The following is a 26,503-nucleotide window of genomic DNA, read 5'->3' on the forward strand; positions in this document are numbered from 1 at the left end:
ATCTTAAAATCCTCCTAAATTTATCGAAAATCCATTTTCTATTAAGAATTTTGTAGCAAAATAGCACCTAAGTCTTTAGGCGATTGTACTAGGAATGTCGCTCCCGCCTCTTGTAATTCTGTTTCTTCACCAAATCCATACAAGACACCTATACTATCTAAGCCATTTTGTTGAGCACCAAGAATGTCATGATTACGATCACCAACCATGATAATTGCTTCTTTGGTTGGGTCTAATTGAGCTTCCGTTAATGCATACTGAATCACATCTGCTTTTTTAGAACGATGACCGTCCATGCTCGCTCCATAGATGCCTGTAAAATAACGATCTAAATCAAAATGAGTAATAATCTTTTTAGCAAATTCTTCTGGCTTGGAAGTCGCAATGTATAACTTTGCTCCCGCTTCCTTTAACCTTGTTAGTACCTCTGGGATCCCTGGATACACATGATTTTCAAACATACCTTTTCTCTGATAATACGCTCGATAATGACCCACGGCTTGTTGCGCTGCTTCAGCTGAAGGCGCCATGTGCAAAAATGACTCATATAAAGGCGGCCCTATGAAAGAACGTAACGTCTCCTCGCTAGGAGCTGGCCAGCCTAATTGTTCTGTTGCGTACAAAATAGAACGCATAATGCCGCTACCAGAATCCGTAATTGTGCCATCTAAATCAAATAAAATCGTTTGATACATCTTCACTTCACTACTTTCTAGCATTTTTTGTCTAATTGATTCTTCAAAATAAGATACGCAAAAGAAGCACATTTTTCAGCGCTTCTCTGCCTTTTTATTTATTTTGCTGTAAACGTATCTGGTTTTTTATCTGATTGCTGCATTTCATAGGCAATGGCTTCAACGATTCGACGGCTAGCTTGACCATCCCCATACGGATTTTGTGCATGCGCCATCGCGTGGTAAGCATCAGAATCAGTCAATAATGTTTTCGCCTCTTGATAGACTACTTGTTCGTCTGTACCAACCAATTTCAATGTTCCTGCCGCTACGCCTTCTGGACGTTCCGTTGTATCTCGTAAAACTAAAACTGGCACCCCTAAGGAAGGAGCTTCTTCTTGCACACCGCCAGAATCAGTTAAAATTAACGCACTTTTCGCTGCAAAATTTTGAAAATCTTTGACATCCAATGGTTCAATTAAATGCACACGAGCTAATTCACCTAAGTGTTCCGCTACTATTTCACGGACTTTGGGATTTTTGTGCATAGGGAAAATGACTTCAATTTCTGGATGTTCCATTACAAGTCGACGAACAGCTTTAAAAACATTTGCCATTGGCAGGCCTAAATTTTCACGACGATGCATTGTGATTAGTACAATGCGTTGGTCTGTAGGGATTTTTTCCAATAAATCATTTTGATAGTGGGCATCAACGGTGTACGCCATCGCGTCAATCGCTGTATTGCCAGTCACATAAATATGTTCTTCTGGATGATTTTCTTTGATTAAATTGTCCTTACTTTGAGTGGTTGGGGCAAAATAAATATCAGTTAACACGTCTACCAGTTGACGATTCATTTCTTCCGGAAACGGAGAATATTTTTGCCAGGTCCGCAATCCTGCTTCCACATGTCCCACTGGAATCTGTTGATAAAAAGCAGCCAATGCAGCCGCAAATGACGTGGTTGTATCGCCATGAACCAAGACAATATCCGGCTGTTCTGTCACAAGAACCTCAGTTAATAAATTCAAAACACGACTTGTAATATCTGTTAAGGTTTGCCCATCTTTCATGATATTTAAATCATGATTCGGTGTAATTTGAAAATCTTCTAACACTTGATCCAACATTTGGCGATGTTGCGCTGTTACGACTACTACAGAGTCAAATCCTTGACTTTGCTCTTCTAAAACTTTGATTAAAGGGGCCATTTTGATTGCTTCTGGCCGTGTTCCAAAAACCGTCATTACTTTAATTTTCTTCATCATTTTCCTCCTAATTCTATGTTAGTTTCGGGTATTTTTGTTGGCGAAATTCTTCTGCTCGTTGAATATAATGTAAGGCGTTCGTATGATTACTGGCTATTTCTGCTGCCGTTAACGGACGGATAACCTTCGCGGGTCGACCAAATGCTAAAACATTTGGCGGGATAATTTTGCCTTCTGTCACTAAAGAGCCCGCACCAATCAGGCTGTTTTCTCCAATAATGGCGTTATTTAGAATGGTTGAACCCATGCCAATCAAAGCACCATCACCGATTTTACAACCGTGTAACATGCATTGATGGCCCACCGTTACATACTTGCCTACAATTGTCGGGGCATCTTCATCAACATGAATAATCGTGCCATCTTGAATATTACTACCTTCACCAATGGTAATTGTGTTACTGTCACCTCTTAAGACCGACTGAAACCAAATATTACTATCCTTCGCTAGTTGTACGTTTCCATAGACATCTGCACTAGCAGCAATAAAATATTCTTTTTTCAAACTCTGTCACCTCTTTTCATTAAGTATAGACAAGAATTCCTCACTTTCATAGTAAAAAAGACAAGAAAAGAGCGTGGGACAAAAATCACTTTGGATTTTTGCTCCACGCTCAAAAACTGATAAACGGCGGGAACAAAAGCAACTACTTCGGAAATAAGCCGGAATTCTCCAAAAATTACAGAACAATTTTCGGAAATTCCTTCTTATTTCTCGGAGTTAAACGCTTCTGTCCCGACCTCTTTTTATTCCTCATAGTCGCCTTCTTCAGCAAATTGACTATTGTATAGTTTTTCATAGAAGCCACCTTGTTCCAGCAACTCATGATGCGTACCTTTTTCAATGATTTCTCCTTGTTTCATAACAAGAATTAAATCAGCTTCACGAATAGTTGATAGGCGGTGGGCAATAACGAAACTCGTTCGTCCTTCCATAACACGATCCATTGCTTTTTGAATTAAGGCTTCCAAGCGTGTATCGACTGAACTAGTCGCCTCATCTAAAATCAAAATTTTCGGATCAGAAATTACCGCTCGGGCAATGGTCAACAATTGTTTTTGACCAAGGGAAACGTTATCTCCCTCAGAATTGATTTCCATTTCATACCCATCTGGCATTGTCCGAATGAAGTGATCCACATTGGCCGTTTTCGCTGCATCGACAACTTCATAATCCGTGGCATCCAACTTCCCAAAACGAATGTTATCTGCAATGGTACCTTTATACAACCAAGCATCTTGCAATACCATTCCAAATACAGATCGGACATCACTACGGTTCATTTTTTTCGTGTCAATGCCATCAATTTTAATGGCGCCTTCTGTTACATCATAAAAACGCATTAGCAAATTGATTAAGGTTGTTTTCCCAGCGCCAGTTGGTCCCACAATCGCAACCATTTGGCCCGCATCAACTTTAAAGTTCAAATTACGAATTAACGGTTTTTCTGGGTCATAACTAAAGCTGACATTTTCAAATTCAACAGAGCCTAAAATAGGTTCTGTTAAAGGAACATCTTGTTCGTTAAGTTCTTCTTCTGGTTCATCTAGGATTTCAAAAATCCGCATGGTCGAAGCTGAAGCGCTTTGTAAAGCTGCAGACAACTGCGTAATATTCCCCATTGGTTGGCTAATTTGCCAAATATATTGAATAAACGCTTGTAATTGCCCCACTACGATCACACCAGCAACCACATAGTAACTACCAAGGACAGCTACCCCGATATAGGTCCCATAAGCGGTCATCTGAACCAATGGCAACATTAATCCTGAGATAAAGGATGCTTTGAAACCAAAACCATTTAAACGATGATTAACTTGTTTAAAGCCTTCAAGGGTTTCTTTTTCCCGGCCATATAGTTTTAAGACACTGAACCCAGTCATATTTTCTTGAACATAACCATTTAAGTCTCCTAAAGAATTTTGCATTCCTTGGAAATATTTCTGGGAGATTTTAACAATTGTTCTGGAAATAATCAGAGACAACGGAATCATAATCACTGAAAAAATCGCCATCAGCGGATTGATCAAGAACATCATCACTACCGCCATCACAATCCCTAAGACTGCTGAAACAATATTGATAAAACTTTGTTGCATCGCATTGCTGACAGCATCCACATCGTTCGTCACCCGTGACAAAATATTTCCTTGTTGGTTCTTATCAAAATAAGAAACTGGCAAACGATTGATTTTTTCTTCAATATCGCGACGTAAATCGCGCATGGATTGTTGAACGACATTCGTCATTAAAAAGCCTGACAAAAATTGTGCCACACAATAACCTGTTCCCACAACTAAAATCCAAATTAAACATTGGATTACATAATCAAAATTAATGGATTCGCCAGCTGCAATATTACGGCTAATTTCTGTCGTTGGTAATCCAGTCAAATAAGGCAACGCTGCATTAAAGGCAACGGTTAATATTGTAAATAAAATAACTAAATAAAACGTCACTCGGTACGGTTTAATATAGCGACCGATTCGTTTCATAGAAGAAAAGGCGTGTTTCATGCTAATTCCTCCTCTGACAATTGAGAAGCCGCAATATCATAGTAAATTGGACAAGTCTCAAGTAATTCACGATGTGTGCCAATTCCGACCACGTCGCCTTCGTTTAAAACAACAATGCGGTCCGCATGCATAATTGTTCCAACACGTTGTGCCACAATTAAAACAGTAGATTCTGTTGTTTCTTTTTTCAGACGCGCTCGTAAATTTGCATCTGTTTGATAATCTAACGCAGAAAAACTATCATCAAATATATAAATTTCCGGATTGCGAATAATCGCCCGTGCGATAGCTAAACGTTGTTTTTGACCACCAGAAAAGTTCGTGCCACCTTCTGAAAGAGGTTCATCATAGCCTTGCGGTTTTTGTGAAACAAATTCTGTAGCTTGAGCAATGTCAATTGCTCGTTCCATTTCTTCTAACGTCGCATCTTCCTTACCGTAGCGAAGGTTATCAGCAATTGTACCAGTAAAAAGTAACGCTTTTTGTGGAATATAGCCAATCTTATTGCGTAATGCACTAAGTTGGTAATCTTTTACGTTCACTCCATCGATTAAAATTTCACCTTCTGATACATCATAAAACCGTGGAATCAATTGAATTAATGTTGATTTCCCACTACCTGTGCTCCCAATGAAGGCCACTGTTTCACCAGGTGACGCCTTAAAACTTACATTGCGGATGACTGGGCTTTCCGCATGTCCAGGATAGGCAAAGGTTACATTTTTAAACTCTAGATAGCCTTTAGTAGCTGTTTCTGTTACGCCTTCTTCTTCACGAATAGCTGGTTTCATGTCTAAGGCTTCTTGAATCCGCGAAGCCGAAACCGCAGCCCGCGGATACATCATAAAGACACTGGCAAATAACATAAACGAGAACAGCGCATGGAAAATATATTCAATAAAAGCTATTAAATTCCCAACTTCTAAATCCCCATGGCTGATTTGAACAGTCCCGCTCCAAATGATTAAGACCATCACAATATTAAATAAGAAAAAGAACCCTGGTTGGGCTGCTGCCATTAAACGAAACAAACTTTTTGAACTTTTAGTGTAAGTTTCATTGACTTTATTAAAACGAGATTCTTCAAATTTTTCATTAACAAATGCGCGTATTACCCGCAATCCAGAAAGATTTTCTCTTAAAATCCCATTGATTCCATCTAAGTTCTTTTGTTGCTTTTTAGATAACGGTTCTGACAAACGAGCAATCCCGACAACTGCTAGCAGCAGAAAAGGCAAGGCACCTAAAACGTACATTCCTAACGACGGACTCGTTCGCATCACCATGTAAAGACTGGCAATAAACATCACTGGCGTCATAAAGCCAAGACGTAAAATATTTCCCATGAAGAGCATAATTTGGTATGCATCATTGGTAGTTCGCGTAATTAAGGAAGAAACCCCAATACTTTCATATTCACTGTGTGAGAAAGTTTGAATCTTTTCAAATAAATCATCACGAATATCACGAACAATATTTGTTGTAATTCTGGCACCAAAGTACCCCAGCAAAATATTCATTGCGACACCAATAATCGTAATTACAACCATCCAAATCCCTTGCTGATAAATATAGTCCATATCTTTAGGAATAATTCCTTTGTCAATCATTCTTGCTAAAATGGTCGGCAAGCCTAATTCAATTAAAATAAAACCAAACACACAAATAAAATCAGCGAAAAGTAATTTCTTATAACGCATTGTGTAACGCCACATTAACTTCAATTAATCATCTCCTTCTTATCTTACTTTAAATTTTCTAGTACTCCCACTGTATCAAAAAGAAATCGGTAATACAAGCTGTCTGGCTAGAAAAAACAGCCTTTCTCTTTCTATCCTTTCTCTTTTAGATTTTCTAAAAAATAGATAATTTTAATGATTTACTTATACGATTAAAATTGCTACTTCCTTTTGATTGTGCCATAATTGGGAAAAACTGAAAGGACCCTTTGAATGAAAAAATTATTCTTCATTTTTCTCGGTTCCTGTACGTTTGCTTTAGGCACGTTAGGAATCTTTTTGCCGCTTTTACCCACCACTGGTTTTTATTTATTAACGGCCTTTTTTTGGATGCGTAGTTCAGATAAACTTTATAACAAATTTTTAGCTTCTTCTTATTATCAAAAATATATCCAAGAAGCCTTCTTTGAGAAAAAAATTACTCGTAAAGGTAAATGGAAACTATTTATTTCCATGTTTCTTTTATTTGCCATTCCGTGTTTAATTGTCCGAAATACGTTGATGACTACGACTTTAGCGATTGTTTATTTAGCCCACGTGATCGGCTTAAGTTGGTATTGGCGTCCTAAAAAAAAGGCACTCGAACTTGATCAAGAATAAGGTGAAACAAGAAGTTTGTTTTTTTTAAAAGTCCAGTGAGTGTTTCTATACTTCCTTATCATTCTATGATAAAATAAGCTTAATTGTTGTTATTCACAACACACGGGACGGTTGAAAAAAGAACACATAAAATCAAATACCCAGAATGAAGCAAAGTCGAGGCTTCATTTCATCATTAACAGATGTTTTTGATGAGCATTCTTTTTTAGGTGATCAGCACCTCGTTTTGTTGTGTTTAATTTTCTGTCTTAAAATGAAAAAAACTATAAATTGCTACTATTAGTAGCTGAAGGAGAAATGAATCGATGATTTACAAAGTATACTATCAAGAAACAAAAATCAGAAACCCAAAAAGAGAAGACACAAAATCTCTTTACATGGAAGCCGATAGCGATGTAATCGTGCGCCAATTAGTTGAAGAAAATACCCCATACAATATTGAATACGTTCAATTATTAGACGAAAAACATCTTGCTTACGAGCAAGAACATGCGGACTTCACTCTAACGGAGTTTTAACATGAAAGTAAACATAAAAAATAACGAAACTGGCGTTTTTGCAATCGGTGGTTTAGGCGAAATTGGAAAAAACACATATGGGGTACAATTCCAAGATGAAATTATCATTATTGATGCTGGGATCAAATTCCCAGAAGATGATTTACTTGGGATTGACTACGTGATTCCAGATTATAGCTACATCGTTCAAAATTTGCATAAAGTCAAAGCACTCGTTATTACCCACGGTCATGAAGACCATATTGGTGGCGTTCCTTATCTTTTACGTCAAGCGAATATCCCAATCTATGCGGGACCACTAGCCTTGGCTTTAATTACCAACAAACTAGATGAACATGGTTTATTGCGAGAAGCGGAATTACACGAAATTAATGAAGATACGGTGATTCGTTTTAGAAAAACAGCGATTAGCTTTTTCCGGACGACTCACAGTATTCCTGATGCCTTGGGCGTTGTGGTTAAAACGCCTTCTGGTAACATTGTCGCAACAGGTGACTTTAAGTTTGACTTTACACCCGTTGGCGAGCCAGCCAACTTACACAGAATGGCAAAATTAGGTGAAGAAGGCGTTCTTTGTCTTCTTTCAGACAGTACCAATGCTGAAATACCCACCTTTACAAAATCCGAAAAAACAATTGGGACCTCTATTTTAAAAATCTTTGAAAAAATTGATGGTCGGATTATCTTTGCCAGTTTTGCTTCAAACATTTTCCGTTTACAACAAGCTGCTGATGCAGCCGTGAAAACCGGTCGCAAAATTGCTGTTTTTGGTCGTAGCATGGAAAATGCCATTGTCAATGGCGAACGCTTAGGCTACATCAAAGTGCCAAAAGGAACGTTTGTCGATGCGGCGGAACTGAATCAATTGCCAGCAAATGAAACAATGATTTTATGTACTGGCTCTCAAGGAGAACCTATGGCCGCGCTTAGTCGGATTGCTAACGGTACACATCGCCAAATTAGTATTCAACCAGGCGATACGGTTGTTTTCTCAAGTTCACCAATTCCTGGGAATACGACAAGCGTTAACCGTTTAATCAACTTATTATCTGAAGCCGGTGCAGAAGTTATCCACGGAAAAATCAATAATATCCATACTTCTGGTCACGGTGGACAAGAAGAGCAAAAATTAATGCTTCGTTTGATGAAGCCTAAATATTTCATGCCTGTTCATGGTGAATTTAGAATGTTAAAAATCCATGCTTCGCTCGCTCAAGATACAGGGGTTCCTGAAGAAAATTGCTTTATTATGGGCAACGGCGATGTCTTAGCTTTAACGGCTGATAGCGCACGTCCTGCTGGTCACTTCAATGCTAATGACGTGTACGTTGATGGAAATGGTGTCGGTGATATCGGGAATGTTGTTTTACGGGATCGTCGTATCTTATCTGAAGAAGGTTTAGTTTTAGCGGTAGCAACAGTTGATATTAAAAATAAAGAAATTATGGCTGGTCCAGACATTCTTTCCCGTGGTTTTGTCTACATGCGTGAGTCTGGTGATATGATTCATGAAGGCCAACGTCTTTTATTCAATGCTCTACGTGAAGCAATGAAAGATAAAAACTGTACCGAAGCAAAATTAGGCGAAGCCATGACGACCGCTTTACAGCCTTTCTTGTTTGAACAAACAGAACGTCATCCAATGATTCTGCCAATGATTATGACTGCCACAGTTAGTGATCAATAAAGCTCTCATTTAATAGAGAAGAAAAATGTTTGTCCATTTTTCTTCTCTATTTTTTCTAACAAAAAAACACCTAACATGCGTTAGGTGTTTTTGGATTATTTTTTATTAGTTTTTTTCTACGTTAACTGCTTGAGGGCCACGGTCTGAATCTTCAACATCGAAAGTCACTGCTTGACCTTCTTCTAAAGTTTTGAAACCATCACCTTGGATAGCTGAGAAGTGTACGAATACGTCGCTTCCGTCTTCGCGTGAGATAAACCCAAAACCTTTTTCTGCGTTAAACCATTTTACTGTTCCTTGTTCCATTCTTTTGTTCCTCCTCGTGCATTTGCACATAAATAGTCGTAACTTTGCTCGCTTCCAATAGAATATTTAAAAAAATTTAAAAAGTCTACATAATTCCAAACAAGATTACCCTTTCATTTTACACGTGATAAAATATTTTTGCAAGAATTGTCCTCATTCTGAAGCAAAAAAATTCTCTTCTCTCAAACTAATGTATCCGCTATCACCAACAATAATATGATCCAACAATTGAATCCCCATCATTTCGCCACATTCTTCCATTCGTTTGGTAAATTGAATATCTTGTGGAGACGGTGTCGGATTGCCAGATGGATGATTATGAGCTAATAGTATGCGAGCAGAAGAATATTTAACCGCTTCCCGAAAAATTTCGCGTGGATGAGCAATACTTTGATTCAGTGATCCTTTGAAAATCGTTTTCTGTTGGATAATGTCATTCTTGGTATTCAAGTAAATACAAATTAAATGTTCTTGTTGCAGCCCCTTCATCTCTTGGAGTAATCGTTGAGCGACTTGTTGACTGGACGTAACTTTGCCAAATTTGATTTGACTACTTTGATAAATTCGACACCCCAATTCAATAGCCGCACGTAATTCAATGGCTTTCACTTGGCCAATGCCTTTAATAGCCATTAACTCGTTCAACGTGGCTTGCTGCAAATAAGAAAGCTGCTTAAACTGTTTTAACAGCGTTGCGGCAACAGTCATCACGTCTGCTTCTTTTGAGCCAGTACGTAACAGAATCGCCAACAACTCTTGATTCGATAATGCTTTTTCTCCTATCGCTAAGAACCGTTCTCGTGGTAAACAATCACTCGGCATCTCACGAATAAACAGATCCGATACTTGCATAAAAAAACCTCCTTTGCTAGTCATTAATAAACTACGCAAAGGAGTGTTGTTTTTATTATTTTAAATAATGTGGCGCTTGATGTAAACTCTCCAAGACATGTAATGTTTTCTCTTGGATAACTTCAGTTGGTTGCAATAAATCAGGTACCATGATCACTGGAATGCCCGCACTATGAGCCGCACTTACCCCATGAAATGAGTCTTCGAAAATCAAGGTTTTCGGGGCTTCTGTTCCTAAAAGTTGACGAGCTTTTTGAAAAATTTCTGGGTCTGGTTTTGCTCGTTTAACGTCCTCTGCTGAAACAATTCCTACAAAACGATCCTGAATCCCAGCATGGCTTAATAACATTTCAATTGCTGGACGGACGTTACTTGAAGCAACCAATCGAGGAATTTTTTGATCATCTAAAAAGTCGAGAAATTCCACCACCCCTGGTTTTAAAGGGACGTTACCAGATCGAAACTCTTGCAAGGTATCATCATAAGAACGGCGGATAAATTCTTCCACTGTGTCGTGACCATAGGATGCATAAATACGTCGGTAATTCTCTTGTACTTCTTCATCGGAAATCCCAACATAGTCTAAATAGACTTCTTTACTATATGGTAACCCCATTGCATCTGCTACTTTTTGAGTAGATGTATAGTAAATCAACTCCGTATCAAAAAGCAACCCATCCATATCAAAAATTACGCCATCAAATTTCTTCATCATTTCCTCCTATAGTTAAAAGTAATTCTCTTACTTGAGAAACAAAATATAATGAACCTGTTACTAATAATAAATCATCTGTCGACATTTTTTCTAAAATTTCGCCTAAGCCAAATTGCCATAAAGACACAATTTCTGTTAAATCGTCTTCATATTTTTCCATTTCTGTAAGTGCAATAGCTTTAGGGTAATCAAAGCTAGTTAAGTAAAGATGCGCATTCGGTACTTGCTTTAAGTCCTGAATCATCTCATCCACATCTTTAGTTGCTAAAGCTGAAAATAAAATATGAATCGTGTGTTGTGGAAACTCTTTGCGCAAGTTTTCAACTAAGCGTTTTACTGCATGATCATTGTGGGCACCATCTAAAACAATCAACGGTTCATCACTAAGACGTTCCATTCGAGCTGGCCATTGCGCTTTAGCTAACCCTTGAGTAATGTCTCGTTCTTTAAACGGCAAATGTTGTAGTTGGCAATACTTGTCAAATAATTGAATAGCTACCGCCGCGTTTTCTACTTGGTGACGCCCCAACAAGGGAACTTTAATCTTTGTCAGTTTGCCCATTTCTCCATAGAAATTAAATACTTCCCCCCATTGTGTATCAGGATGTAGATATTCCACTTGATACTCTTTGCCAAAACGAAAAATTGGACTCTGTTTTTCTTGTGCGACTTTTTCAATGACTGCTAGCGCATCAGCACAAATGTTGCCTGTTACTACTGGGACTTTTTCTTTAATAATACCCGCTTTTTGATAGGCAATTTCAGCAATTGTTTCACCTAAAATTTCTGTGTGATCCTTCCCAATTGTCGTAATTCCCGTCAATAATGGCATCACGACATTGGTGCTATCAAGTAATCCACCTAAGCCAACTTCAACAACTGCGATATCCACTTGTTCATTCACGAAATAGTCCAAGGCCATTCCTGTCAATGTTTCGAATTCTGTAATTCCAGCCACTTCAGTGATCTGGTCTAATTCTTTAATGATTGGTTGATACTTTTCCACATAAGTAATCAATTGTTCGTCTGAAATTGGTTGACCATTTATCGCAATTCTTTCATTAAATGATTCAATATAAGGAGAGGTAAAGGTTCCGACTTTCAAGCCCATTTCTTCTAATAGACAGCGTAAATATGTCACGGTTGAGCCTTTACCATTGGTTCCTGCGATATGAATCGTTGGCACTTTGTTTTCTGGATGATCAATTTTTTCTAATAACGCATTAATCCGATCCAAACCAGGTCTTGAACCAAAGGGTAACCGGCTATGAATCCATTCAATGGCTTCTTCTATTGTTAATTGCATCTTGTCCAACTCCTTGTCTTCTTCTACATTATAACTAAGTTAGGTGACTTTTTCACTAATAACCAATTGAAACTTTTTCTTGAAAACTTTTTGCATTTTTCATAATTTTGCGTTATTAGCGGATACATTAATGAACTTATGGTAAACTAACATTCTGGATGGTTCATTCCAGCCAGCCAATTAAAAACTATTTTTAGAGCGTTCAACACGCTTATTCATGATTTTTTTATAAAGGTGGACTTATTTTGATGAAAAACAAATCGAAGCTTTTATGGTTAGGAAGTTTTTTCTTGCCGTTTTTACTTCTATTGCTTGTATGGATGACATTACAACTTGCGCCTTTTGGTGACAACAACTTATTAGTTAGTGATTTAGGCACACAATACATGCCTTTCTTGAGTTTTTTAAAACGCTCTTTTCACGAGGGAATAACTACATTCTACTCTTTTTCCAATGAGATTGGTGAGTCGATTGTTCCTTTGGCAGCCTATTACTTACTGAGCCCTTTTAATGTGTTGGCTTTCTTTTTTCCTTATGAACAATTACCTATAGCAATTTTATGGATTATTACCTTAAAACTTGCCTTGATGGGCACGACGATGTTTAGCTATTTAAAATACACCTATCAAAAAGTTGATGGCACCACGTTACTTTTTTCAACGTCCTATAGTTTCTGTGGCTTTGTCACCGTCTATAGCCAAAACTTTATGTGGTTGGATGCACTAATTCTATTCCCGCTTATCTTATTGGGACTCCAACGTTTATGGGATCAACGCAAATGGGGCTTATACAGTATAACCCTGTTTTTAGCGATTGTGACGAATTACTACATGGGTTATATGATTTGTCTCTTTGCTGTTTTGTACAGTATCTATTGGTTCTTTAAAAAGAATACCCAAGCCCATGCTATTCGGCAATTTTTTAAACAAAGTCCGTTATTCATCCTCGTTTCTTTTTTAACAGGAACTGCAACTAGCTTTTTATTATTACCTGCAGCAGAAGGGATGCTCTATACAAAAAAAGCAGATTTTGATGTCTCGACGTTCTTTTTAACGCCTAAGTTCAACACTTCGTTTTTCTCGCAATTAGGCTTAGGTTCTATTAATTATGAGTTGCGTTTAGACCATTTACCAACCGTTTTTGCTGGATTATTTGTGACACTCCTCTGTGTTGCCTATTTTCAAACGAAACAAATTGCGTTAAAAGAAAGAATAGCTTCAGCAATTCTTTTATTCATTCTCTTTTTAAGCTTTTGGTTAGAAGCCTTTAACACTGTGTGGCACATTTTTCAAAGCCCAGCTGGTTTCCCTTACCGAAATGTCTTTATTTTTAGCTTTTTATTGATTGTCTTTGCCTATGAAGTTTGGCTTAAAAAAGTGACCATTCCTTGGACCGCACCTATTATTTTTAGTCTGCTGTTAGTCATTGGCTACGGATCTTTGTATTATGGTCCACAAAAGAATCTCTTAATTTCGATCAATTATTTATGGCTAAGTTTACTTTTTATTTGGTTGATTTTCTTTTGCTTGCGTTTAGCACACAAAAAGGCCTTAAGAAACTATGTAGTCGTGGCTTTATTCTTACTGGTCAGCACAGAATTAACAACGAATTTCTGGATTTCTTTTAAACATATGCCCTTTGGTAGCCAAGCAACATTTGCCCAAGATTACCGAAAACACAGCCAATTAATCGATGAAAAAATGGCCTCAGCACCAGAACTTTATCGCATGAAACAAGTCATTCCTTCCAAAGAAACAGGGTTCCGTGAAATCAATAACGGCTACAATAATCCTTTACTTTATGGCTATGCTGGCGTTTCTAGCTATACTTCGACTTTAACTGCCACTACCCAAGACACATTAAGTGCGCTAGGTTTATATCGAAAAAATGATCGCCGGATTGCCTATGTGGATAATTCACAACTAACCAATTTACTTTTAAATGTGAAATATGACTTTTTACCAATTGAAAAACCTACGAGTGAAAAATTGCTAAAAACAGTTGGTTCCACGAAAATCATGGAAAATGATGAAGCGATTGGTATGGGCTTTTTGGCGCCAACCGCATTAACCAAGTTAAAATTAGCAAAAAATAATCCTTTAGATGCCCAAGAAGAACTCCTGCAAACGCTCGTGCCGACGGATAAACCTTACTTTAAAACAGCTTCGTTGATAAATGAACCTCATCATACCAACGAAACAATTGAAGCAACCTTTAAAGTGAATAGCACTGGTGACTTGCATCTTTATATTCCGAATTTAAAATGGAAAAAAGTTACACAATTGAAGGTAAACCAACAAGTTATCTCGACGCCGATTTATATTGCAACCAATCAACTGTTCAATTTAGGGCATTTTGAAAAAGGAACTACCGTGACCCTGTCACTAACTGCTGAACAAGTGGTTGATTTAACCAATTGGCAACTTCAAACTTTAGACCAAACAGCCTTTAATCGTGCGGTTGACAAATTACGCCAACAAGCTCTTCAAGTGAATGCAACTAAAAAAGGCCATTTAAATGGCGCACTGAATGTACCTGGAAATGACACTCAGTTACTGTATACGTCCATTCCTTATGACCAAGATTGGCAAGTCAAATCGTCGCTACAAAAAGAACCCTTAAAAACACAACGCATTCTAGGTGGCTTTTTAGCTGTTGAAGTCCCAGCTGGCAAACAGCAGTTAACCTTTGCCTATCATCCAAGAATGATTTATCTCGGTACTGCCGTCAGCGGAACGGTTTTACTGGGAACGGCTGGTTATCTTGGCTTTAAAAAATACCGTCGAAAACGTCAGGAGGCCACTCATGACTAATCAGAAAAAATTTTTAAATGGACTCATTCGGTGGTTACCCCTAGTTGGACTGGTGCTTTTCTTCGGCTTAATTTTATGGGGATATTCCAGAGGAATTTTTCATTCTGTTGCTTCCTTGCAAGCTTTTATTAAACAGTTTGGTAACTATGCGGTTCTGTGTTTCATTCTTTTACAAATCGTCCAAGTGATTATCCCTATTCTACCTGGAGGAATCTCTTCTGTTGCAGGAATGTTGATGTTTGGCAATTTGCAAGGACTTTTGTATAGCTATCTTGGGTTGATCATTGGTGAGTTTATTGGCTTTTTACTGGTTCGTTACTATGGACGTAGCTTTGTAAAAATAATCCTTTCACCCAATAAATACAAAAAATTTGAAGAGATTTTGGACAAAAATGAACACAATGTCAAAAAGCTCTTAATCTTTACTATGTTAGTCCCCTTCGCTCCAGATGATATTGTTTGTTTAGTGGCGGGAATTACAGATATTTCTTTAAAAGAATTCATGAAAATTGTTCTTTTATTGAAATTCTGGTCTGTGGCTACTTACAGCTACTTAATGTTGTATTTGTTTCAATTATTTGGCAAATTATAACAAAAAGACAACAAAACCAACGTTTGGTTTTGTTGTCTTTTCTTTTTTAGATTGAACGTAATTGGGCAATCCGTTCTTTGACAGCCTCTTGTTTTTCAAGGTAGTCCTTTTCTTTTGCACGTTCTGCTTCCACGACCTCATCTGGTGCATTTGACACAAAACGTTCATTTGAAAGTTTGCCTTGCACACGTTTGACTTCTTTTGTCCATTTGTCTAATTCTTTTTCTAAGCGAGCAATTTCTTCCTCGATATTAATCAACCCAGCTAATGGTAGGAATAGTTCTGCGCCTGTTAATACAGCGGACATGGCTAATTCTGGCGCTTCTATTTCACGACTGATGACTAATTCCTCTGGGTTACAGAAGCGTTCTAAGTAGCTAGTATTAGCTGTTAAAAATTCTTCTACTTCTGTATCGTTTGTTTTAATTAACAAGGTAATTGGTTTAGAAAGTGGTGTATTCACTTCTGCTCGAATATTCCGAACCGAACGAATAACTTCTTTCAGAACTTCCATTCCTCGAGCTGCTGCTTCATCGTTAAATTCTTCATGAACAACTGGGTACTCTGCCACAACCAATGACTCACCTTGATGCGGAATTTTTTCCCAAATTTCTTCTGTTACAAACGGCATAATTGGATGCAATAAGCGTAAGATTTGATCCAATGTGTACACCAAGATGCTCCGTGTTGTTTGTTTAGCTGCTTCATTTTCTCCGTAAAGAATTTCTTTACTCATTTCAATATACCAATCACAGAAATCATCCCAGATGAAGTTGTATAATTGGCGACCTGCTTCACCAAATTCAAAACGATCAAATAATTCTGTCACACGGGCGACTGTTTCGTTTAAGCGCGTTAAAATCCAACGATCAGCGACAGTCTTTTCACCACTAAAGTCAATATCTGCAGCAGTCATACCTTCTACATTCATGATAACGAAGCGACTTGCATTCCAGATCTTATTGATAAAGTTCCAAGAAGCATCCATTTTTTCATAACTAAAACGAACATCTTGACCTGGAGCTGAACCATTTGATAAGAACCAACGCAATGCATCTGCGCCATATTTTTCGATGACATCCATTGGATCAATCCCATTCCCCAATGATTTACTCATTTTGCGTCCTTGCTCATCACGAATTAAGCCGTGAATTAAGACATTTTGGAAGGGACGTTCACCTGTAAACTCTAAGCTTTGGAAAATCATACGACTTACCCAGAAGAAGATGATGTCATAGCCAGTAACTAATGTGCTTGTGGGGAAGTAACGTTGATAATCTTCGCTTGCTTCATCTGGCCAACCCATCGTTGAAAATGGCCATAAAGCAGAACTAAACCATGTATCTAAGACGTCACTATCTTGAACCCAGTTTTCACTGTCGGCTGGCGCTTCCATCCCAACATACATCTCGCCCGTTTCTTTGTGATACCAAGCAGGAATTTGATGGCCCCACCATAATTGTCGCGAAATAACCCAGTCATGTACATTTTCCATCCAACGTAAAAATGTTTGATTGAAGCGTGGTGGATAAAATTCAACAGCGTCTTCTGTTTCTTGATTTTCTATTGCTTTTTCAGCTAATGGTCCCATTTTTACAAACCATTGGGTCGATAAACGAGGTTCCACGACAACGCCTGTTCGTTCTGAATGGCCCACGCTGTGATTCATTGTTTCGATCTTAATTAAGCGACCTAATTCTTTCAAGTCAGAGACAATCGCTTTACGTGCAGCAAAACGATCCATTCCTTCGTATTTTCCAGCCAGTTCATTCATCGTGCCGTCTTCGTTCATAACATTTACTCGAGGTAAGTCATGACGATTACCGACTTCAAAGTCATTTGGATCATGGGCAGGTGTGATTTTTACAACCCCTGTTCCAAATTCCATATCTACATAGTCATCTGAAATAATTGGAATTTCTTTATCTACTAATGGCAAGACAACTGTCTTACCAATAAGTTCCTGATACCGTTCATCTTCTGGATGGACCGCAATCGCCGTATCTCCCAACATTGTTTCAGGACGCGTTGTCGCAATTTCAACAACGCCAGAACCATCTGATAATGGGTAGCTCATGTGGTAAAAAGCTCCTTCAATATCTTTATGGATTACTTCAATATCAGACAATGCTGTTTTCGCTTTTGGATCCCAGTTAATGATATATTCACCACGGTAAATCAAATCTTTCTCGTAAAGAGAGACAAACACTTTACGAACGGCCTCAGATAGCCCTTCATCTAAAGTAAAACGTTCACGGCTGTAATCTAAAGAAAGGCCCATTTTTGCCCACTGTTCACGAATGTGAGAAGCATATTCTTCTTTCCATTCCCACACTTGATCAACAAATTTTTCACGACCTAAGTCGTAACGTGAAATTCCTTGTTGCGCTAGTTTCTCTTCTACTTTTGCTTGCGTGGCAATTCCGGCATGGTCCATTCCTGGCAGCCATAACGTATCAAAGCCTTGCATTCTTTTTTGGCGGATAATCATATCTTGTAATGTTGTATCCCAAGCATGTCCTAAGTGTAGCTTCCCTGTTACATTAGGTGGTGGAATAACAATTGAATAGGGCTTCGCTTTTTTGTCGCCACTTGGTTTAAATAAATCTTGATCTAGCCATTTTTGATAACGGCCAGCTTCGATTTCTGTCGGTTGATATTTCGTTGGTAAGTTTTTTTCTTCTGACATTTTTTCCCCTTCTTTCTTAAAATACGCGATTTGGAGCGGTAATTATTTTACAAATGAGTTTTTTGGGCTAAACACTAAAATACGCCCTAAAATACTTTCGTATTTTAGGGCGTAGACTCATCTTATTTACGCGGTACCACCTAAATTGCATTTGAATTGAATTCATTCAAATGCCACTCATTCGTGAGATAACGTTCACGAAACGAATCGTTCTACTAACGTACTGTGTTCAAACCATTGACTCACAAGCTACCTTCTCACTGGTTGTGTAAAAGTCTTGCACCTGAACGACTTTTTCTCTAAAACGACGCCAATGATACTCCTCTTGTTCGCTGTCTTTGCTTCATTCTACAATGAAGCGCAAGCAAAGTCAATTTGTAATCTAGAGGGATTACACTTTTTTTGCAGCTTCTAACGCTTGTTGATAATCGGGTTCCGACGAAACTTCTGAGACGATTTCTTCATAAACTAACGTTCCTTCTGGGTCAATCACAAAAATAGCACGTGCTAAACGGCCCATTTCTGGAATATACAAACCATAAGCTGCACCAAATGAGTCTTCAGTATCATGAAGCATTTCCATTTCGACACCCTCAGCGGCACACCAATTTGCTTGTTCTTCAACTGTGTTATTGGAAATCGTGATAATCTGAACACCGTCTAATTTCGCCGCTTCTTGATTGAAACGTTTCGTTTGCAGTGAACAAACACGTGTGTCGATATCAGGAACCACACTAATTAAAACCGTTTTACCTTTATAATCTGCCAAGTTGATTTCTTGGTTGTTTAAATTTTTCAAAGAAAAGACGGGGGCTTTTGTGCCAACTTTAGGCTGCTCACCTGTCAATTCTAATACGTGCCCTTTTCTTGTAACATTCATTCTGAAATCCTCCTTTTCCACTTTCAATAATAAGTATAGTAGAGGATTTTTATGAAGACAATTTTATTGCTTTGGGCTATTTGCTAGTGAAAAAGTTTCATTAAAATAAATCAGTGTTTGCAGTTCCGTTGTTAAATCAATATACTGCACACTAACGTTGGCTGGCACACTGACACGGTCTGGCGCAAAATTTAAAATCGCAGTCACACCCGCTTGTACAATTTTGTCGATGGCTTTTTGAGCATGGTGACTTGGTACTGTAGAAATGGCTACCGTGACCCCTTCTTGTCGAACGAATGCTTCTAACTCAGACATATCATGAACTAATAATCCATTAATCGTGGTGCCAACTAAAGCCGAATCATTATCAAAAGCACAGACAATATTCAAATTCTCGTTGCGTCTAAAATTATTTTTTAATAATGCCTTGCCTAAATTGCCACAACCAATCAGAGCAATTCTTTTTTCTTCTTGCGTATTTAAAATATTACTAAATACCTCAATTAAATACGGCACATCGTAACCATAACCGCTTCGACCCAGTTCACCAACGTGGGAAAAATCACGCCGAATCGTTGCAGAAGGAATCTGGATCATTTCACTAAACTCTCGTGATTTAATGCGTTTAACACCAGAATCCCCTAACATTTTTAAATAACGTAAATAAACCGGCAAACGTTTTGCCGTTGCTTTAGGCATTTTTTTCTCCATCCTCTGTCCTCCTTGTTACCTACTTCACATATTCAGTTTATCACGGTTCCCCTCTCCGAGCAACTTGTTTGTGAAATAAGTACAAAATAAATACAGTGACGTCTAAGCGACCGTCACTGTATTTATTTCTTATAGGAAATCTGCAAATTCGTCTTCTTGTTTATCTTTCGCTGTTTCTGCTGAAATCTCTGTAATTTTGAGTCCTTCTAAGGCCCGAGCCATTAAACCTTCTAAGTCTAAGCGCGCTTCATAATCTTGCGCTTTATCCAAGCGAGGTCGTGTTTTCGGTTGCGGTGGCGCAAAAATTGTACAACAATCTTCGAAGGGTTGGATGGCTAATTCAAACGTGTCAATTTTTTCGGCAATTTCGATAATTTCTGTCTTATCCATTGAAACAACGGGTCGAATTATCGGTGTTGAGGTAACCTCATTAATTGCTACCATACTTTGAAGTGTTTGCGAAGCCACTTGTCCTAACGATTCACCGTTAATAATGACTAAACCTTTCCGCATTTCACGAATTGCATCTGTTAAGCGTAACATTAAACGTCGTGTAATGGTCATTAAGTAGCCTTGGGGAACGACTCGTTTAATTTCTTCTTGAATTTCTGTAAAGGGCACTTCAATAAATTGAATAGTTCCTACATAAGGGACTAATTTTTCAGCTAAATCTTTAGCCTTTTGTAACGCTTGTTCACTTGTATAAGGCGGACTAGCAAAATGGACAGCTTCCACTTCCACGCCACGTTTCATAGCTAAATAACCAGCAACTGGTGAATCAATGCCTCCTGACAACATCAACATACCACGACCACTGGTGCCCACTGGCAATCCACCCGCACCGCGAATCGTTTCATAAGATAAATACGCCGCATCTTTACGAATTTCAATTCTTAAGTTGATATCAGGCTTTTTCATTTGTACTTGAATTTCCGGAATGGCTTCAATAACAGCCCCACCTAATTCTTGATTCAAGCCATTTGAATCAAGTTCAAATGAATGGTCCGAACGTTTAGCAGTAATTTTAAACGTCTTACCTGGCGTATAAACTTCCCGAACAACCTCTTGAACCATTGCACGAATCGCTGGCATTTCTTTTTCAATACGAATACTTGGCGAAAAATTTTGAATTCCAAACACTTTACTTAGTTTTGGAATCACTTCTTCACTATCTTCCCCATTTAATAAAATATGCATTCTATCTCGATCTGCATGGATTTTCAATGCTGGAAAATCAGCTAACGCACGTTTCACATTTTGTGCTAACTGCATGATAAACGTTTTACGATTTTTTCCTTTAGTTGATAATTCGCCATAGCGAACCATAATTTCTGTATATTTCACTCAATTAATTCCTCTCTGTTCCTGTATCTTCACAGGTCAATGTCTTTGCAAATTATACATCAAATAAGGGGCGTTTTTCTAGTGCTTAGTCGAAAAAAAACAGTTGATTCATAAGTTCATTGTCTTATGAATCAACTATTTGATAACTTTCTCTCTTGCTTATTGCGCATTCAGGATCCACATGAATCCGACAAAAACAAAGAACAAGCCATACATAATTGGCGAAACTTCTTTCCCACGTTTTGCCGCAATCATTGTAATTGGATAGAAGATAAAGCCTAAGGCAATCCCATCTGAAATGCTGTATGTCAATGGCATTCCTAACAAGATTAAGAAGGAAGGAATCGCAATTTCCATCTCGTTCCATTTAATTTTGCTTAAGGATTGTGCCATCAAAACACCAACAATAATCAACGCTGGTGCTGTAACTTGCGAAGTGACAACTGCTAACAAAGGAGAAAATAGCAAACTGAAAATAAATAAAATCCCGGTTGTAATAGCTGTGATTCCTGAACGACCACCCACAGCAATCCCCGCAGATGATTCGACATATGCGCCAACTGGCGATGTCCCTAATAGAGAACCAGCTAACATCGCTGTTGAATCAGCGGCTAAAGCTTTCCCCACACGCGGCATTTTATTGTCCTTCATAAAACCTGCTTGATTGGCTAAGCCCACCAACGTACCAGCCGTATCAAAGAATGTTACTAATAGGAACGTTAAAACCACGACCCACATTTGAATCGTATTGATATCTTTCACATGTCCTAACGCCACTAAAAATGTTGGTTCTAAACTTGGCGCGCTTGAAATAATCTTATCAGGCATTGGAATAACGCCTGTCGCTAAACCAACAATCGTTGAAATCGCCATCCCAATAAAAATACCACCCGGTACTCGACGAACTAACAAAATTGCAGTTACGACTAAGCCGACAATGGTAACCCACGTTGAACCAACATTCAAAGGTCCTAAGCCAACGAGTGTCGCATCATTAGCCACAATTAAGCCACCTTGGCTTAACCCAAGAAAAGCAATAAACAACCCGATCCCACCTGAAATGGCAAATTTCAAGTCTGCAGGAATTGCATCAATAATTAGCTCGCGTAATTTAAAAATTGTAATTAAAATAAATATCAATGAAGCCACAAAAACGCCTGCTAATGTCGTTTGCCAAGGAATCCCCATACCAACAGAGACTGAATAAGCAAAGAATGCATTAATTCCTAAAGCTGGTGCTGTCGCAATCGGATATTTCGCCAACACACCCATTAAAATACAACCTAAGGCACTCGCTAAAGCGGTGGCAGTAAAAACAGCGCCTTCGTCCATGCCAGAAGCACCAAGTACGGTTGGATTAACGAACAAAATATACGCCATTGAGATAAATGTGGTGAAACCAGCTAACATTTCTCGCTTCATATTCGTATTCAATTGTTCAAGTTCAAAATATGAACTTATTTTTTCTTTCATGTTCCGTCCTCCTAAAATCTAAATATTTTACAATGTTCGTAAAATATTCAATTTATTAATGAAACAACGTGTTTAATCATATAATAAACCAACAAATAAGTAAATATCAAATTCTAAATTCTGTAAAAAACGAACAATCACGATTAAAAAAAGTATTCCTTTCTAGGAATACTTTTTAAATTAAATCGTTTGTGTGGTCGGGCGAACAACCATTTCACTGATTGACATACGATCTGGCGTGTCTATGGCAAAGACCACTGCTTGCGCAATGTCTTCCGCCTTTAAGCCCCAACTTAACTGTTCTAGATGTAACGTTTCAGCTACTACTCGATTAGAAATTGTTTGATAAAGTTCTGTTTGTACAGCACCTGGTGAAATAATCGTTGATTTAATGTTATTCTCTCTTTGTTCTTGTCGCAATCCTTCCATAATTGCTCGAACAGCAAACTTTGTTCCACAGTAGACAGCCGAATCTGGATAAACGACATGTCCTGCCACAGAATCAGTAGCAATAATCTGCCCTGATTTTTGTTCAACCATAATTGGAAGAACTGCCGCAATGCCATTTAAAACACCCATAATATTAATATCTAGCATTTGACGCCATTCTCCTTTTGGTGCTTCAATAAGAGGCGCCGTTGGCATAACTCCTGCATTGTTAAAAAGAACATCAATTCGTCCATATTTTTCCATTGTAAGCTTGATTACACGCTGAACTTCCTCTTCTTTCGTTACATCTGCTTGTTGCACGAGAATCGTTGCTTCAGGAAGTTCTTTTTTTATAGCAATTAAACGTTCTTGTCGACGTGCTGCAATGACTAACTTCGCTCCTTTTCTGGCAAGTAAACGGGCTGTTGCCTCACCGATGCCACTGGAAGCGCCCATGATAACAATAACTTTTTCTGATAATGATTTCATTATATTTCCTCCTTATCTTCCTGAATCCAACGAATAATTTTAGCTGGTGTTCCTGCAACAATAGCGTTAGCTGGCACATCTTTAGTTACAGTCGCATTAGCTGCTACGATAGCATTTTCACCAATCGTAATACCTGGTAAAACAGTGACACCCGCGCCTAACCACGCAAATTTTTTAATGGTAATTGGTGCTAGCAATACGCCTCGCCGTTTCATTGGCAGTTCCGGATGATTGACACTTAAGAGATTAACGCGCGGACCAATTAAAACATTGTCTTCAATTATAATGCCCCCTAAATCAACAAACATAGCTGCCCGATTAATAAAAATATTTTTACCAAAATGTATATTGCGTCCAAAATCTGTATAAAAAGGCAATAAAATCGTAACGGTTTCGTCAATTTTGTCTTGGATAATCGTGGCAAGAAGATTCCTTACTTCATTATGTGTATAGGCTTGTTGATTTAATTCTATTAAATAGCGACTATTTTCCTCTTGAATCTGATGAATAAGTTGAAATAGTGGTTCATCTTTATCAATGCTACCTGTTGCAATTAGTTCTTGGAGATTTTTTGTAAGCATTCCTAATCGCCTCCTTTTGCTAAATTTATCGTAATACGTGACAACTCCTCTGTCTAATACTTATAATAAATAGATAAGTATGCGTTTTAGTTATAGGAGGGAAAGTAATGGAATTACGAGTGATTCACTATTTCTTAGCAGTGGTCCAAGAAAAAACGATTAGTGGCGCAGCCAAACAATTGCATGTATCACAACCAACATTATCTAAGCAATTAAAAGAATTAGAGGAAGAATTAGGCGTGACATTATTTATACGAGGAAATCGACAAATACAATTAACACCTGAAGGAGAATATTTAGCTAAACAAGGGCAAGATATTTTAAGCTTAGCGAATAAAACAGTCACCAACTTGTCGCAAAATGAATTCATTAATGGCGAAATCACGATTGGTGGTGGCGAAACAAAAGCTATGTCTTTTTTAGCGAATGCACTACAACAAATAACAAGCCAGCACTCAGCTGATATTCACCTTCATTTATACAGCGGGAATGCAGATGATGTAATAGAACGGCTAGACAAAGGATTATTAGATTTTGGTTTAATTATTGAGCCTGCACCTAAACAAAAATATAGCTATTTAACATTACCAGTTGTAGATACATGGGGCTTAATTACTGTAAAGGACCATCCCTTAGCCACTAAAAATGTTATTACTGCAGCCGATTTAAAAGAAGAACCTTTATTTATTTCTCGACAAGCACAAGTTCCGAGCCAACTCTCTGATTGGCTCGAAGCAAGTCTAGATCAGTTCCGAATCGTTGGGACCTACAACTTACTTTACAACGCTTCACTGATGGTAGAAGCTGGGCTAGGTAGCGCCCTAAGCATTGATGGTATTCTAGAAACAAAGCAAACAAATTTACGTTTTATCCCGCTATATCCTGCTTTAACAGCCAAAATTAGTTTAATTTGGCGCAAAAATACGATTCTTTCCACAGCTGCTGCATTATTTTTAGAACAAATAAAAAAAAGTATTCAACGCCCTGAATAATAGGTCGTTGAATACTTTTTTAAATCATCACTGTGATCGTAGCTGCTGCCAAAATCAAAACTAAGCCGATAATCGTTACGGTCATTTCCTTGGCTGTTTTCTTTTGACCTAAGAACCAAATACCTGTCAACGTTGCAAGCACAACTGATGTTTGGGATAGAATAAAGCCAGTTGCCAAGCCGTTCATATCTGGCTGCGCTGAAATTAAATAAGTTAACGCTGCAAAGGCGAAGAAAAAGCCTGAAAAAATTTGTTTGTAAGAAACGGCTTCTATAAATGGGGATATTTCCCCACCCTTAATAGTGACAACCGCTGAGTAAATAACTGCGACAATTACCATGCCTATTGCTTGTGGTAAAAAGGCATGCATGCCATCAATTGCCGTTGCTTGAGGTGCTGCAGAGTACGCCCAATAGCCGATTTCACCAACGGCTAATAGAAGAACTGCTTTTTTCATAATCCCAGCACTCTCAGCGGACTCCGTTTCCGACCAGACCGTCATTTTGGCACCAATCATGATTAACACTAAGGCAAATGCGCCTAACAATTTGGCTGTCGCACCTGGCCAGTTTCCTAAGAAAAAGACACCCCAGAGAGAAGCACCTAAAAGTTGGAACGCGGTCGTTACTGGCATGGCACGTGATGAACCAATCATCGTGAAGCATTTAAACGTAATGATTTGCGCACAGGCCCAACCGACACCAGATAAAATTGAAAAGAATAAATCCATGCCCGCTGGAAAAGCTAAACCATTAATCATTGAAAAAATAGCGGCAAAAATCAATGTTCCTAAACTGGTACCGAGAATTTGATTCACTGGACGACCACCAATTTTGGAAGCGATTGTTGGGAAAAGCCCCCAACCTAGAAGCGGTCCTAAACCGATTAATAATGCAGTCGCATTCATCTCTATTTCCCCTCTCTCGTTTAAAAGACAACGTTACTTTCTAATAAAATATTTGCGTAAGGAGTCATTTCCCCTGTCCGAATAAATGCATGGCAGTTGTTTAATTCTTGTTTCATTTCTGTATGAGGAATAAAACTGATGGGAGTTTCTGGTAAACGAGTTTCAATTGCTGCCAACATGTCAGGATTTTCTGTTTTAATTTCTTCTGCTAAATAAATTCGTTGAACTGCCAATTCCTCAAGGACATTGTTTAAAACTTCCATAAAACTAGGGACGCCATTGGTAACTGCTAAATCAATTTTTTCTGTAGTCCGAGGCACTGGCATGCCTGCATCACCAATACTTAATTTATCAAAATGACCCATTTGTGCGATGACGCGGGAAATATCTGAATTAATAACTTTTGTTTTTTTCATGT

The 26,503-nt window shown here is 38.3% G+C and carries 24 protein-coding genes and 1 other annotated feature; of the genes, 6 read left to right on the top strand and 18 right to left on the bottom strand.

Features of this window, described 5'->3' with window-relative positions:
• Positions 1 to 41: 41 nt before the first annotated feature.
• From IGK72_RS11585 to efrA, 5 genes are all read right to left on the bottom strand, one after another.
• Entirely contained in the window at positions 42 to 719 is a 678-nt protein-coding gene (locus tag IGK72_RS11585) for an HAD family hydrolase (RefSeq protein WP_002386325.1), read from the bottom strand.
• Between the two features lie 74 nt (positions 720 to 793).
• Positions 794 to 1,945 carry a non-hydrolyzing UDP-N-acetylglucosamine 2-epimerase gene (gene wecB / locus IGK72_RS11590; protein WP_002402063.1) on the bottom strand — a complete coding sequence of 384 codons (1,152 nt, stop codon included), beginning with the start codon at positions 1,943 to 1,945 and terminating at the stop codon, positions 794 to 796.
• A gap of 13 nt (positions 1,946 to 1,958) precedes the next feature.
• Positions 1,959 to 2,450, bottom strand: coding sequence for a gamma carbonic anhydrase family protein (locus IGK72_RS11595; protein WP_002355129.1), 492 nt, complete (start codon positions 2,448 to 2,450; stop codon positions 1,959 to 1,961).
• A 242-nt stretch (positions 2,451 to 2,692) separates the two neighbouring features.
• Entirely contained in the window at positions 2,693 to 4,462 is a 1,770-nt protein-coding gene (gene efrB / locus IGK72_RS11600; protein WP_023894781.1) for a multidrug efflux ABC transporter subunit EfrB, read from the bottom strand.
• Positions 4,459 to 6,186 carry a multidrug efflux ABC transporter subunit EfrA gene (gene efrA, locus IGK72_RS11605; protein WP_023894782.1) on the bottom strand — a complete coding sequence of 576 codons (1,728 nt, stop codon included), beginning with the start codon at positions 6,184 to 6,186 and terminating at the stop codon, positions 4,459 to 4,461. The genes efrB and efrA overlap by 4 nt, the downstream gene beginning before the upstream one ends.
• 228 nt (positions 6,187 to 6,414) lie before the next feature.
• On the opposite strand from efrA, the gene IGK72_RS11610 reads away from it, so the two are divergent.
• The 3 genes from IGK72_RS11610 (at position 6,415) to rnjA (ending at position 9,006) form a co-directional block, all read left to right on the top strand.
• A complete protein-coding gene (locus IGK72_RS11610) occupies positions 6,415 to 6,801 on the top strand; it encodes a YbaN family protein (protein WP_002355126.1) in 387 nt (128 codons plus the stop codon).
• Between the two features lie 305 nt (positions 6,802 to 7,106).
• Positions 7,107 to 7,319 (top strand): DNA-directed RNA polymerase subunit epsilon, encoded by a 213-nt coding sequence (locus IGK72_RS11615; protein ID WP_002355123.1) that lies wholly within the window; start codon positions 7,107 to 7,109, stop codon positions 7,317 to 7,319.
• Position 7,320: 1 nt separating this feature from the next.
• Complete coding sequence (gene rnjA / locus IGK72_RS11620) at positions 7,321 to 9,006, top strand: ribonuclease J1 (RefSeq protein ID WP_002355122.1); 1,686 nt, start codon at positions 7,321 to 7,323, stop codon at positions 9,004 to 9,006.
• 105 nt (positions 9,007 to 9,111) lie between these two features.
• Here rnjA and IGK72_RS11625 read toward each other — a convergent pair whose 3' ends face one another.
• The 4 genes from IGK72_RS11625 to IGK72_RS11640 form a co-directional block, all read right to left on the bottom strand.
• The gene (locus IGK72_RS11625; RefSeq protein WP_002355121.1) at positions 9,112 to 9,312 is read right to left on the bottom strand and encodes a cold-shock protein; all 201 of its coding nucleotides are present in this window, start codon (positions 9,310 to 9,312) and stop codon (positions 9,112 to 9,114) included.
• A gap of 153 nt (positions 9,313 to 9,465) precedes the next feature.
• On the bottom strand, positions 9,466 to 10,164 hold the full coding sequence (radC, locus tag IGK72_RS11630; RefSeq protein ID WP_261990866.1) for a RadC family protein: 699 nt from the start codon (positions 10,162 to 10,164) through the stop codon (positions 9,466 to 9,468).
• A gap of 55 nt (positions 10,165 to 10,219) precedes the next feature.
• Positions 10,220 to 10,879, bottom strand: coding sequence for an HAD family hydrolase (locus tag IGK72_RS11635; RefSeq protein WP_002385286.1), 660 nt, complete (start codon positions 10,877 to 10,879; stop codon positions 10,220 to 10,222).
• The gene (locus tag IGK72_RS11640) at positions 10,863 to 12,185 is read right to left on the bottom strand and encodes a bifunctional folylpolyglutamate synthase/dihydrofolate synthase (RefSeq protein ID WP_002371398.1); all 1,323 of its coding nucleotides are present in this window, start codon (positions 12,183 to 12,185) and stop codon (positions 10,863 to 10,865) included. The genes IGK72_RS11635 and IGK72_RS11640 overlap by 17 nt, the downstream gene beginning before the upstream one ends.
• Positions 12,186 to 12,433: 248 nt before the next feature.
• Between IGK72_RS11640 and IGK72_RS11645 the strand changes: the two genes are divergently transcribed.
• Together IGK72_RS11645 and IGK72_RS11650 are read left to right on the top strand one after the other, a co-directional pair.
• Positions 12,434 to 14,998 carry a YfhO family protein gene (locus tag IGK72_RS11645; RefSeq protein WP_070416099.1) on the top strand — a complete coding sequence of 855 codons (2,565 nt, stop codon included), beginning with the start codon at positions 12,434 to 12,436 and terminating at the stop codon, positions 14,996 to 14,998.
• Positions 14,991 to 15,590, top strand: a complete 600-nt coding sequence (locus tag IGK72_RS11650) for a TVP38/TMEM64 family protein (RefSeq protein WP_002355114.1) — start codon at positions 14,991 to 14,993, stop codon at positions 15,588 to 15,590. Before IGK72_RS11645 ends, IGK72_RS11650 begins: the two co-directional genes overlap by 8 nt.
• A gap of 46 nt (positions 15,591 to 15,636) precedes the next feature.
• Here the strand turns inward: IGK72_RS11650 and IGK72_RS11655 are convergent, their stop codons facing one another.
• From IGK72_RS11655 to IGK72_RS11685, 7 genes are all read right to left on the bottom strand, one after another.
• On the bottom strand, positions 15,637 to 18,279 hold the full coding sequence (locus IGK72_RS11655) for a valine--tRNA ligase (RefSeq protein ID WP_070416098.1): 2,643 nt from the start codon (positions 18,277 to 18,279) through the stop codon (positions 15,637 to 15,639).
• A 102-nt stretch (positions 18,280 to 18,381) separates the two neighbouring features.
• Positions 18,382 to 18,621: a binding site (T-box leader), on the bottom strand.
• A gap of 49 nt (positions 18,622 to 18,670) precedes the next feature.
• Complete coding sequence (tpx, locus tag IGK72_RS11660) at positions 18,671 to 19,159, bottom strand: thiol peroxidase (RefSeq protein WP_002355111.1); 489 nt, start codon at positions 19,157 to 19,159, stop codon at positions 18,671 to 18,673.
• A 63-nt stretch (positions 19,160 to 19,222) separates the two neighbouring features.
• The gene (locus IGK72_RS11665; protein ID WP_002365189.1) at positions 19,223 to 19,870 is read right to left on the bottom strand and encodes a redox-sensing transcriptional repressor Rex; all 648 of its coding nucleotides are present in this window, start codon (positions 19,868 to 19,870) and stop codon (positions 19,223 to 19,225) included.
• Between the two features lie 129 nt (positions 19,871 to 19,999).
• Positions 20,000 to 21,214: a tRNA uracil 4-sulfurtransferase ThiI gene (gene thiI / locus IGK72_RS11670; RefSeq protein ID WP_002359156.1), complete on the bottom strand. Its 1,215-nt coding sequence runs from the start codon at positions 21,212 to 21,214 to the stop codon at positions 20,000 to 20,002.
• A 159-nt stretch (positions 21,215 to 21,373) separates the two neighbouring features.
• Positions 21,374 to 22,687, bottom strand: coding sequence for an NCS2 family permease (locus IGK72_RS11675; protein ID WP_002355107.1), 1,314 nt, complete (start codon positions 22,685 to 22,687; stop codon positions 21,374 to 21,376).
• A gap of 180 nt (positions 22,688 to 22,867) precedes the next feature.
• Positions 22,868 to 23,605 carry an SDR family oxidoreductase gene (locus tag IGK72_RS11680; RefSeq protein WP_002359155.1) on the bottom strand — a complete coding sequence of 246 codons (738 nt, stop codon included), beginning with the start codon at positions 23,603 to 23,605 and terminating at the stop codon, positions 22,868 to 22,870.
• Positions 23,605 to 24,186, bottom strand: coding sequence for a DapH/DapD/GlmU-related protein (locus tag IGK72_RS11685; protein ID WP_002355105.1), 582 nt, complete (start codon positions 24,184 to 24,186; stop codon positions 23,605 to 23,607). The genes IGK72_RS11680 and IGK72_RS11685 overlap by 1 nt, the downstream gene beginning before the upstream one ends.
• A gap of 107 nt (positions 24,187 to 24,293) precedes the next feature.
• On the opposite strand from IGK72_RS11685, the gene IGK72_RS11690 reads away from it, so the two are divergent.
• Positions 24,294 to 25,178: a LysR family transcriptional regulator gene (locus IGK72_RS11690; protein ID WP_070416097.1), complete on the top strand. Its 885-nt coding sequence runs from the start codon at positions 24,294 to 24,296 to the stop codon at positions 25,176 to 25,178.
• A gap of 19 nt (positions 25,179 to 25,197) precedes the next feature.
• On the opposite strand, the gene rbsU is transcribed toward IGK72_RS11690, so the two are convergent.
• The gene (gene rbsU / locus IGK72_RS11695) at positions 25,198 to 26,085 is read right to left on the bottom strand and encodes a ribose/proton symporter RbsU (RefSeq protein WP_002378904.1); all 888 of its coding nucleotides are present in this window, start codon (positions 26,083 to 26,085) and stop codon (positions 25,198 to 25,200) included.
• Positions 26,086 to 26,105: 20 nt separating this feature from the next.
• Positions 26,106 to 26,501, bottom strand: coding sequence for a D-ribose pyranase (rbsD, locus tag IGK72_RS11700; protein ID WP_002359153.1), 396 nt, complete (start codon positions 26,499 to 26,501; stop codon positions 26,106 to 26,108).
• Positions 26,502 to 26,503: the final 2 nt, after the last annotated feature.

Source organism: Enterococcus sp. DIV0183, from assembly GCF_050541505.1.
In the GTDB taxonomy this organism is placed as follows: domain Bacteria; phylum Bacillota; class Bacilli; order Lactobacillales; family Enterococcaceae; genus Enterococcus; species Enterococcus faecalis.